General features: G+C 72.3%; 10 protein-coding genes. 2 read left to right on the top strand and 8 right to left on the bottom strand.

Annotated features, from left to right (window positions below; genetic code table 11):
• A partial coding sequence (locus tag ABFX54_RS18815) for a DUF6297 family protein (protein ID WP_346106446.1) occupies positions 1–982 on the bottom strand: 982 nt, incomplete at its 3' end.
• The gene (gene ccmA, locus ABFX54_RS18810; protein ID WP_346106444.1) at positions 979–1,602 is read right to left on the bottom strand and encodes a heme ABC exporter ATP-binding protein CcmA; all 624 of its coding nucleotides are present in this window, start codon (positions 1,600–1,602) and stop codon (positions 979–981) included. The genes ccmA and ABFX54_RS18815, both read right to left, overlap by 4 nt.
• Before the next feature lie 197 nt (positions 1,603–1,799).
• Between ccmA and ABFX54_RS18805 the strand changes: the two genes are divergently transcribed.
• Positions 1,800–2,117, top strand: a complete 318-nt coding sequence (locus ABFX54_RS18805; RefSeq protein WP_346106442.1) for a hypothetical protein — start codon at positions 1,800–1,802, stop codon at positions 2,115–2,117.
• Here the strand turns inward: ABFX54_RS18805 and ABFX54_RS18800 are convergent.
• The 5 genes from ABFX54_RS18800 to ABFX54_RS18780 all read right to left on the bottom strand — a co-directional run bounded on the left by ABFX54_RS18800 (position 2,077) and on the right by ABFX54_RS18780 (position 8,466).
• A complete protein-coding gene (locus tag ABFX54_RS18800; protein ID WP_346106440.1) occupies positions 2,077–2,871 on the bottom strand; it encodes a response regulator in 795 nt (264 codons plus the stop codon). The genes ABFX54_RS18805 and ABFX54_RS18800 overlap by 41 nt on opposite strands.
• A 249-nt stretch (positions 2,872–3,120) precedes the next feature.
• Entirely contained in the window at positions 3,121–4,788 is a 1,668-nt protein-coding gene (locus ABFX54_RS18795) for a sensor histidine kinase (RefSeq protein ID WP_346106438.1), read from the bottom strand.
• Positions 4,781–5,269 carry a hypothetical protein gene (locus ABFX54_RS18790; RefSeq protein WP_346106437.1) on the bottom strand — a complete coding sequence of 163 codons (489 nt, stop codon included), beginning with the start codon at positions 5,267–5,269 and terminating at the stop codon, positions 4,781–4,783. Before ABFX54_RS18790 ends, ABFX54_RS18795 begins: the two co-directional genes overlap by 8 nt.
• Before the next feature lie 671 nt (positions 5,270–5,940).
• Positions 5,941–7,188: a glycoside hydrolase family 18 protein gene (locus ABFX54_RS18785; RefSeq protein WP_346106435.1), complete on the bottom strand. Its 1,248-nt coding sequence runs from the start codon at positions 7,186–7,188 to the stop codon at positions 5,941–5,943.
• Between the two features lie 51 nt (positions 7,189–7,239).
• Entirely contained in the window at positions 7,240–8,466 is a 1,227-nt protein-coding gene (locus ABFX54_RS18780) for a styrene monooxygenase/indole monooxygenase family protein (protein ID WP_346106434.1), read from the bottom strand.
• 92 nt (positions 8,467–8,558) lie between these two features.
• On the opposite strand from ABFX54_RS18780, the gene hemW reads away from it, so the two are divergent.
• On the top strand, positions 8,559–9,779 hold the full coding sequence (gene hemW, locus ABFX54_RS18775) for a radical SAM family heme chaperone HemW (protein ID WP_346106432.1): 1,221 nt from the start codon (positions 8,559–8,561) through the stop codon (positions 9,777–9,779).
• Here hemW and ABFX54_RS18770 read toward each other — a convergent pair.
• Positions 9,776–10,356 (bottom strand): DUF4870 domain-containing protein (locus tag ABFX54_RS18770; protein WP_346106430.1); only part of this gene is annotated, 581 nt, incomplete at its 5' end. The two genes, hemW and ABFX54_RS18770, sit on opposite strands and share 4 nt — an antisense overlap.

The following is a 10,356-nucleotide window of genomic DNA, read 5'->3' as shown; positions in this document are numbered from 1 at the left end:
CACCCGCCTGAGCCAGCACCGCGGGCAGCGCCGTCGTCGCCGCGACGGGCGCCAGCCGTCCCGGGGTGCGGGGCAGCCTGCGCCAGTCGTGCCAGGCCAGCGCGAACGGCGCGGGCAGCGACGGCCACCGCCTGGAGCCGAGCCGCCTGGCCCGCCAGCGGTTGTCCTCGGCGATCCAGGTGAGCGCGCCGGGGTCGAGTGAGACGGTCGCCCGCGCCACGTGACCGGCCCGGGTCGAGGCGTTCGTGAGGGTACGGGTGGGAATGCGGTCGAGCGAGGTCCACGCCTGCCGTACCAGCAGGGCGGAGAGCACCGCGGCCCCCGACACGGCGGCGGCGAGAGCGGTGAGCGGAGCGCTCGCGGCGATCGCCGCCACCGTACGGAGCTGCCCGCTCACCGCCACCACGGCCACCACCAACAGCGCCGCCACCGCGCCGGTCAGCCAGATCTGCCAGGACTGGGAGACCTGCCCGAGGGCGGCCAGCGCCATCCCGCCCGCCGTCACCGACACGCCGAGCACCAGCGCGCCGAGCAGCCGCCACACGAGCTGGTCGGGCGCGCCCAGCACGGCCAGCAGCCCCACGCCCAGCAGCACGCCCGCCACCAGGGCGACCACGCCCAGCGCGCGGGCCGTCCGGCCGAGGAGGTGACGCCGGTTCAGCGGGGAGAGCAGCAGCCATGACGCGTCGGAGGCGGGCAGCAGCACGGGTCCCGCCGCGCGGGCCGCTGCCAGGAAGCCGGCCACGGCCAGCGCGAGCAGCGCCGCACCCGCTCCCGCCCGCACCGGGTCGATCGGCCCGGCCAGGCCGGTGAGCAGGCCGGACAGCGGGCGTCCGAGCACGGCGACGATCATGGCCAGGCCGAAGACGGCGGCGTAGCGGTCGATCAGGGTGGCGGGGGCGCGGCCTCGGGAGCGGATGTACGCCCGCACCGCCCGTACACTCGCCTCCGGCCCGCTCACGCGGCTGTGCTGGTGGTTCATGCGTCCGCCCCCGCCGGGGAGATCTGCCGGGCCAGGGCGGCCAGGCCCTGGTCGTGCGTGGCCATGACGACGGTGCCGCCCTCGTCCGCGTACGCGCCGAGCAGGCCGGTCAGGCGGTCGCGGAAGGCGGCGTCCAGGCCGCGTTCCGGCTCGTCCAGGAGCAGCAACGTGCTCGGCCTGAGCAGCGCGGCGGCCAGGCAGAGGCGCTGGCGCTGGCCGGTGGACAGGTTCAGCGGCGACGCGTCGCCCCGCTCCGTCAGCGCGAACGCCTCCATCGCCGCATCCACCGTCATCCTGGAACGGGCGTGCACGGCCCTCATCAGCTCCAGATGTTCGCGCGCCGTGAGCCCCGGATACCAGGCGGGCTCGTCACCCAGCAGCGCGACGCGCCCCCAGAAGGCGGCGTCGTCGGCCGGAGGCGCGCCGAACACCCGGACCTCTCCCGAGGTGGCCGGCTGGAGACCGGCAAGGCAGCGCAGGAGGGTGGACTTGCCGGAGCCGTTGGGGCCCACCACCGCCACGATCTCGCCGGGGAAGACGGTCAGGCGCAGGTCTCGGAGCACGAGGTTGCCGCCCAGTTCGACCATGAGGCCCTCGGTGCTGATGATCGGGTCGTACATCGTTCGAGCGTATCCATCGTCGCGGCGGAGCGCGCGGCGGTCCTTTGCGGTCCGGCGGGAGGCGAACGGGGCTCGGCGGGGCGCGGATTGCGGGCCGGGACGGAGGGTGAAAGGCGGGATCCCCGGTGACGCAAGGGATTCTGTCGGTGCCACCCTCTACCTTTTCATTCCGAACACCTGTGCTACTGGAGGGTGACGTGATTGCTTCTGAGCGATTCGAGCGGGCCGCGGTGCTGGGGGTGGCTGTGGCCGAGGAGACTCGGCGGCTGCTGAAGCTCCATGTGGGCGAAGGCGAGGAGGGTGACGACGGCACCGTTCTCGTTGACGTGCCCTACCCGGACGCGGCCGTGGTCACGGCGCTGCTCGACGTGGCGGCCGAGTGTTTCGGCGAACGGGGAGACTCGGTCGAGGAGACCAGGCAGGCGGCGCTGGAGACGTTGTTACAGCTGGCCGGCTTCGACGAGGAGTCGCAGCTCAATGCGGGCCGGCCAGGCCGTGACGATAGGCGTACGTGACGGCCTGGGCCCGGTCCCTGAGGTGGGCCTTGGCGAAGAGGTTGTTGATGTGCGTCTTGACGGTGGCTTCGGTGATGTAGAGGCGGAGGGCGATCTCGGCGTTCGACAGGCCTTCGGCGATGAGGGCCAGCACCTCGCTCTCGCGCGGGGTGAGCCCGTCAGGCGACTCGCCGCCTCGGCGATCCGCCGGTCCGGGTTTCGTCGTGCTCGCAGGGCGGGTCGGCTCGTCGGGCGGCGGCTGGTCGGAGGCGTGGGCCGGCTGGCCGGACGGCTTCTGGGAGGTGGTGCGGGCCGGTTCGCCGGACGGCTTCCGGGCGGTCGCCTGATCCGGGGAGGGAGGGGAGATCGTGTCCAGGAGGCGGCGTTGCACCGTGGGGTCGAGCTGGGCGTCGCCGCGCATCACCGTGGCCACGGCCGAGGCGATGTCGTCGGCGTCCGCGTCCTTGGTGAGAAAGCCGCGCGCGCCCGCACGCAACGCGGCGAAGACCGACTCGTCGTCCGAATACGTGGTGAGCACGACGACCTGGGTGCCGGGGTGGGCGGCGCGGATGCGTGCGGTCGCCTCCACGCCGTCCATGCGCGGCATGCGCAGGTCCATCAGCACCACGTCCGGCGACTCGGCGCCGACCAGCCGCAGCGCCGCCTCACCGTCGCCCGCCGACCCGACCACGTCGATCCCCGGCAACAACCCGAGCAGCAGCACCAGCCCTTCCCGCACCACCGCCTGGTCGTCGACCACCACCACCCTGATCACCGGTGGAGCACCTCCTTGATCCCGTTCCCTTCGATCCCGATTCCGCCACCGACGACCTTGCCGCTCATGCCGCGACGCCCAAGGCCAGACCCCTTGGCTCCATCGTCATCCCTGGCCCCGGTGCCGAGCGGGGCGCGACATCCGAGGCGAGGGGAGGAGGGGTGGTGGCGGCAGGCGCGCTTCCGAGGAGAAGACTCATGCCGGCACCCCGAGGCGAAGGGCTCATGCCGGCACCTTGAGGGGGAGAACTCATGCCGGCACCCGCAGGTGCACCAGGAAGACGCCGTCGCTTTCGCCCGCCGACAGCGTGCCGCCGAGGAGTTCGGCGCGTTCACGCATACCCACCAGGCCATACCCGCCCCGGGTCGATCCTGTCCCGTGCGACCCCGTCTCAGGCGATCCCGCCCGGGGTGACCCCGTCTCGGTGGGTTGTGTCCCGGCGGAGGAGGGGTTGATGACCCGCAGGTCGCACCAGGCCGGGCTGAAGTCGAGCTCGACCTCGGCCGGGCTGCCCGGCGCGTGGCGGCGTACGTTCGTGAGGGCCTCCTGGGCGGTGCGCAGCAGCGCGAGCTCCGTCTCCGGAGGGAGCCGCCGCCCGGGGCCCGAGATGCGCAGCGTGCATGGTCTGTGGGTGGTGCTCTCGAAGTTCTCCGCGAGCGAGCGCAGCGCCACGGGCAGCTCCGGAGGGTCCTCGCGCAACGCCGACACCGCCCGGCCGGCCTCCTCAAGCCCTGCCTTGGCCAGGTCGCGGGCGTGGGTGACCCGGTCGAGCGCCTCGGCCGTACGCTCCGCGCGCAGCAGCAGCTTGGCGCCTTCCAGGTGGACGAGCTGGGCGGAGAGGGAGTGGGCGAGGATGTCGTGGATCTCCCTGGCGATCCGGGCTCTCTCCGCGAGCACAGCCTCCCTGGCCTCGGCGGCCCTTGCGGCCTTGCGCTGTCTGCCCGCGTACGTGACCAGAAAGATCAGACAGACGCTGAGGACGAGCGTGAGGTCCTGCACCGGCGCGCCGGAGATCCCGCCCGCCACGATCAGCCCGGCGACGGCCAGCAGTGCGATCGCCAGCGCCCGCCCCAAGGGCAGGCGGCTCACCGCCAGGCTGATGCTCACGAGCAGCGAGCCGATCGTGGCCCCGCTGTGCGTGACGGAGTTCAGGGCGATGGAGAGGAGCACCGCGAGGCCGAGTGCGATCGTCGTGGCGAGCTGCGACATGCTCGCCCCTGACCGGCGCATCCTCCGCCACGCCTCCGAGAGAAGACCTCCGGCCGGCCGATCCTCCGTGCGCTCGCTGCGCCACCCGCTCGGGCGGCTGGACGAGAGCCGTGTGCGCACGGTGCGCCATGCGCTCTGGAGCCTGGCCGGGAAGCGGGCGCGTACGGTGCGCCATACGGCGGGAACGCTGGCCGGGAAGCGGGTGCGTGGGGACCGCCACGCGGTCAGGAGCGAGCGCCCGGTCGGCAAGTGCGTGCGTACAGTGCGCCACGCGGCTGGGAGGGAGCCTCCGGTCGGCGAGTGTGAGCGTTTGGCGCGCCGCTGTGCGACTGGGAGGGGATGCCCGGTGAGCCGGCGCGGGCTGGTGTCCTGCCCTGCGATCGGGAGCGGACTTCCGGACTGCGGGGACGGCGGGCCGGTGCTGGTGCTGCGCCGTGCGACCGAGGGGAAGCCGTTGCTCCCCTCGCGGTGGAAGCCGCCGTTCCCCTCGCGGTGGAAGCTGCCGTTCTCCTTGCGGTTGAGGCTCCAAGGGTGTGACAGGAACAGGACGGCCAGGAGGGAGAGGGCCAGTGCGACGGTCAGCAGAGTGACGACCAGGGGCATGCCGGTCAGGCCCGGCGCGGGTGTCGCCCGCACCAGCGCCACGATCAGCAGCACGATCACCCCCAGCCGCAATGCGACCGGGACAAACCTGGACAGCTCACGCATCACCTTTTGAAAGTATCCGGTCGCCGGTCAGCGCCCGGCCCCGGCGTGCGACGAGGTACGCCTGGGTGCCGAGGGTGAGGCCGAGAAACAGCAGGGCGCTGCCGGTCGAGACGGAGAGACCGGCAGCCGTCCCCGCGAAGTAGAGGCCGACCCGGATCGCGATCGAGACCAGCCAGGCCAGCAGCGTCCAGACCGTGCCCTTCGACCAGGCGATGCCGGCGTCGTCCAGCCACACGCGCACGCTGCTCGCACGCCAGGCGCCGAGCGCCACGGCGGCGACCGCCTCCACGGCGAACAGGGCCAGGCTGAGCGCGGGCTGCCCGGTGTCGAGGAGCCCGCCGGAATCGACGCCGAGCACCACCAGGGCGGCGGCGGTGACGAGGGTTCCCGTCATGCGGGAGGCGGGCCGGGTTCGGGTCTGGCGGTAGACGGCAAGGAGGAGGGCCAGAAGGACGAGAAGGGAAATCTCCACGGTGTTCACGAGGTCCGACCGTAGGGAGACACTGCCGGAATCGGATCGGCCTGCGGGTTGAGACCCCGGATCTCCACCCTGGGGTGGAGCGCCCACCCGGGTCTTCGGCCGCACCCGGTTGTGGGGTCAGCCTGAGCCTGAAGTGCGACTGCGCTGGGCCCGGTCGTGCGGTCTCGTCGAGTGGGGTCGTGTGGTCGGGCTGCGCCTGGCGGCGTGGTCAGGCTGGACCTGGGCGTAATGGCCGCGCTGGACCAGGTCGTGTTGCCAGGTCGTGCTGGGAGCGGGGCCGGGTCGTGCGCGGCTTGGTCGTGCCTGGCTGGCTGTGATGGATCGCCATGGGGGGTGCGTGGCGGGGTGCGGTCGGGTCACGTCTGGCCGTGCAGCGGCGCTGAGTCCGGTCGGGCCGGGTCATGCGGCCAGGTGAGGTGTGCCCTGCGGTCAGGTTGTGGTCGGCGGTGTGGTCGGGCCAGGAGCGATGGGTTTCGCCGCGTTGGAGCTGGCTGTGTGAGCCGGTGCGGTGGTGCGGCCGAGGCGGCGCCCGGCTGCGTCGTCGGGGTGTGCCCGGCTTGGTGGTGGCCGGCCCGTCACGGTGGGTCGCTGTTGGACGGGCGGGTTGCGGGGGCGTGGCCGGAACGTGGGGAGGGCCGCGCCCGGGGAGTGGGTGGGCGCGGCCTGCGGGGTTAGCGGAGGATCGAGTACAGGGCCGAGGTGAGGGAGGCGCGGGAGTCGTCCTGGTCGATCGACCACATCATCGACCCGCCCAGCCCCTTGAGCCGGATGTAGGCCGCCTTCTGCAGCATCACCGCCGGATCGTCGTACGACCAGAACTCGTTCCCGTCGTACAGCCACATCGCCCCGGTGCGCAGGTCGCGGTGGCGTTTGCCGGGTTTGGTGACCAGGTCCTTGTAGTCCTCGGTGCCGGGGGCCCACTTGCCGGGGGCGGGGCCGGTGGCGGGCCGGTAGAGGCCGGTTCCGCCGGCGGTGACGCCGGTCCAGCCCTGACCGTACGCGGGTACGCCCACCACGATCTTGCGGGCCGGCGCCCCTCGGGAGAGGTAGTCGCGGACGGTCTGGTCGACGCTGTATTTGACCGGGTTCGGGTCGCGCCGGTCGGTGAGCAGGTTGCCGTTGTGGCCGGTCATGGGCTCCCAGGAGCCGCGCAGGTCGTACCCCTGGACGGTGGCGAAGTCGAGCTGCCGGAAGACGTCGCGCACCTCGAAGCCGGCGTCGATCTTGGCGGCGGCGGCCGGGAGGAAGGCCGTGAGCTGGGCCTTCGCCGAGTACGCGGTGAGCTGCTTGCGCAGTTCGCGGACGAAGAGGGTGAAGTTGCGCTTGTCCTCGGGCCTGATGACGTTGCCCTCGGCGCCCGACGAGCCGGGCCACTCCCAGTCCAGGTCGATGCCGTCGAAGACGCCGGCCCCCGCGCCCGGCTCCAGGCCGGGCAGGTTGCCGCGCAGCCACAGGTCGATGCAGGAGGCGGCCAGTGCGGAGCGGGACTCGGGAGTGAGCACGGCGTCGGAGAAGTGCGCGGAGCCGGTCCAGCCGCCGAGCGAGATCATCACCTTGAGCCGGGGGTGCTTGGCCTTGAGCTTGCGCAGCTGGTTGAGGTTGCCGTTGAGGGCCTGGCCCGGGGCGTCGGCGACCCCGTCGACGCTCTGCTCGGCCGGTACGGGGCGCTGCCAGTCCGCCCACGGGTCGGCCGAGTAGCAGCCGCCCTCGGCGTTCACGAATCCGAACGCGTAGTTGAGGTGGGTGAGCTTCGCGGCGGCCCCGGAGACGTCCATGTCCTTGACGTGGAAGTTCCGGCCGTAGACGCCCCATTGGATGAAGTACGCGACCCGCTTGAAGCCGGTATGGGCCTCGGCGGGCACGGCGAGCGCCGAGAGGCCGAGTAAGAGCGACAGTGTGATCAGGACCTTCTTGCGCACGGAGCGGCTCCCGGGGACTGCGCCACTTGTATAGGAAACTTTCCTATAAATTTAGACGCGATCGTAGAGCGGCTCCGGTTCCCCGTCAACGATCCGCGCGATCTCCTCGGGAGAGGACAGCAGCCCCCAGGCGAACGCGGGGTCGGAGAACAGCGACACCACCAGGTCGGCGAGGTCCTGCCTGGTCGTGGCGGCCATCAGCAGCCGCGCGACGTGCTCGGGCGGCGGCTGCAGGAACGCGTTCGTCCAGTCGGTGACCGGCGCCGCCGCCTCCCACATGCGCTCGGCCGTGGCGCGGGCGAACGCGGCGTCGTACGGACCGCCGCCCGCGATGGCGTCGGCCGCGATCCAGGCGCATCTGGAGCCCAGGTTCGCGCCCTGGCCGGTGATGGGGTCGTTGACGATCCAGGCGTCCCCGACGGCCAGCGCGATCCGGCCGCTGGGCAGCCCGGCCACCGGCCGGCGCACCGTGGGAGTGATCGCGCCCTGCAGCAGGTCGTCGGGCCCCAGCAGGCCGAACTCGGCCGGGTCCAGCCCTTCCGCCAGCCGTGGCGCGTACTCGCGGATCAGTCCTGGCAGGGCGGAGGAGACCTCGTGCCACGGCATGTGGGTGACCGGTTCCAGCGGGCCGCCGGGGATCGCCTCGACGAGCAGGGTGGACATGACGCCCTCCCGCGTCATCATCGGCAGCCGGAAGATCTCGCCCACCCCGGCGGCGATGTTGTTGGAGAAGCCGGTGGGCAGGTCGATGCCGCGGTAGAGCCCGGCGGCCAGCCTGCGCTGCGGTCTGTCGTACGGGGAACGTTCCGGATCGCGCGGGAACAGCTCGGCCACCGAACGCCGTCCCGCCGCCACCACCATCAGCTCGTGCCCCCGCGACCAGCGATCCACCTGCGCCGCGTCCGGCTCCGTGCCCGCCACCACGATCTCGCCGCCCCGCTCGGCGTAGTCGTCCATGAACGCGGGCAGCAGCAGCCGGAAGTCGACGGCGTGGAACGGCTCGCTCACGTATCCCGTGAACTCCAGCGGCGGATCGCCCTTGATCGAGAGCGTGGCGGAGTTCATGAGGCACCCGGGGTCGCGGAAGTGGACGCTGTCCAGCTCCCGCTCCCGTTCCCGCGTGTGGCCCATTCTGGCCACGGTGTTGGGCAGCCGCCCCGTACGGATCGACTCGGCCCCGTGCTCGCAGTAGAGCGTGGTCTCGACGCCGAGCTGCTGCAGCCGCAGCGCGAGGGTGAGCCCCGAGATCCCCGCCCCCACGATGCCGATGCCCGCCATGATGTTTCCCCCTTCGCCGGTATGACATCAGTGGACATGGCGTGACTTGCAGTCGGATTGGAGCACTCTTGGGAGGCGGGCAAACTGGTAGCGTGCCATCCACCCTGCCTGACGGCGATCCCGCGCCCACTTCGGGCGAACTGCCCGACAGCGCCCTCCGGGGCCTCGGCGAGCGCCCGTTCGGCTTCTACGTGCACGTGCCGTTCTGCGTGACCCGCTGCGGCTACTGCGACTTCAACACCTACACCGCCGCCGAGCTCGGCCCCGGCGCCTCCCACCACGACTACGCCGACACGGTCGTGACGGAGATCCGCCTGGCCCGCCGCGTCCTGGGCGCCACCGAGCTGCCGGTGGAGACGGTGTTCTTCGGCGGGGGCACGCCCACCCTGCTGCCGCCCGAGGACCTGGCCAGGATCCTGGCCGCGATCGACTCCGAGTTCGGGCTGGCGCCGGGGGCTGAGGTCACCACGGAGGCCAACCCCGAGTCCGTCGACCCGTCATACCTGGAGAAACTCCGCCACGGCGGGTTCAACCGGATCAGCTTCGGCATGCAGAGCGCGCGCGAGCACGTGCTGCGGGTCCTCGATCGGCAACACACGCCCGGCCGGGCCGCGGCGGCCGTCAAGGAGGCCCGGCAGGCCGGGTTCGACCACGTCAACCTCGACCTGATCTACAGCACGCCGGGTGAGAGCGACGACGACTGGCGGGCCTCGCTGACCGCGGCGATCGAGGCCGGGCCCGACCACGTGTCCGCGTACTCGCTGATCGTCGAGGAGGGCACCCGCCTGGCGGCCAGGATCCGGCGCGGCGAGCTGCCCATGCCCGACGACGACGTGGCCGCCGACCGCTACCTCATCGCCGACGAACTGCTCTCCGGGGCCGGTCTGCGCTGGTACGAGGTGTCCAACTGGGCGGTGAACGACGCCGCCCGCTGCCGGCACAACCTGCTCTACTGGACCGGCGGCGACTGGTGGGCCGCCGGCCCCGGCGCCCACAGCCACGTCGGCGGCACCCGCTGGTGGAACGTCAAACATCCGGCCGCCTACGCGCAACGCCTGGCCGGCGGCGCCTCACCCGCTCACGCGCGCGAGGTGCTCGGCCAGGACGACCGCGACGCCGAGCGGCTGATGCTGGAGCTGCGGCTGTCCTCCGGCTACCCGCTGGCGCGGGTGGCGCCGGCCGCCCGCCCCGCCGTGGCGAGCGCCCTGGCACGCGGGCTGCTGGAGCCCGAGCCGTTCAAGGCGGGCCTGATGGTGCTCACCCTCCAGGGACGGCTGCTCGCCGACGCCCTCGTCAGGGACCTCCTGGTCTAGGAGATCATCCGGATGGAGAACGGGTAGCGGTACGGCTGGCCCTTGTTGCTGGCCACCGCCGCCTGGATGTGGAAGATCAGCGACAGCACCCAGATGACCGGCAGCAGCAGGACGCCGATGAAGATGACGGTCAGGATGCCGGCGACGAGGTAGCCGATGAACATCGTGATCTGGAAGTTCAGCGCCTCCGCCGCCTGGTCCCTGACGTAGGGGGCCTCGTCCTTCTTCATCAGGTAGATGATCAGCGGGCCGATCCAGGAGACGAGCAGGCCGAGCAGGTGCGCCAGCATGGCCATGGTGGTGTCGTCGGTGCCGGGGCGGGGGCCGAACCTGCCGGGCACGTACGGCTCGCCGCGGCCCTGCGCGTAGCCGGGCTGCCCGTAGCCGGGCTGGCCGCCGTAGCCGGGCTGGCCGTATCCAGGTGGGGGCTGTCCGTAGCTCGGGGCCGAGTGGGGCAGCTGGCCGTAGGGGAGTTGCTGGCCGGACGGGTTCTGCTGCCCGTACCCGGGCTGGCCGTACCCGGGCTGGGAGCCGGGCTGCTGGCCGTACCCGGGCTGGCCGTACCCGGGCTGGGAGC

Origin of the sequence: Nonomuraea maheshkhaliensis (genome assembly GCF_039529435.1) — a bacterium.
GTDB lineage: Bacteria > Actinomycetota > Actinomycetes > Streptosporangiales > Streptosporangiaceae > Nonomuraea > Nonomuraea maheshkhaliensis.
The sequence above is the reverse complement of the archived record's forward strand: the minus strand, read 5'-3'. Positions and strand labels throughout refer to the sequence as shown.

Excerpts from the sequence above, each read along its gene's own strand:
- ABFX54_RS18795 (WP_346106438.1), bottom strand. The coding sequence starts at position 4,788 with ATGCGTGAGCTGTCCAGGTTTGTCCCGGTCGCATTGCGGCTGGGGGTG.
- ccmA (WP_346106444.1), bottom strand. The coding sequence starts at position 1,602 with ATGTACGACCCGATCATCAGCACCGAGGGCCTCATGGTCGAACTGGGC.
- ABFX54_RS18780 (WP_346106434.1), bottom strand. The coding sequence starts at position 8,466 with ATGGCGGGCATCGGCATCGTGGGGGCGGGGATCTCGGGGCTCACCCTC.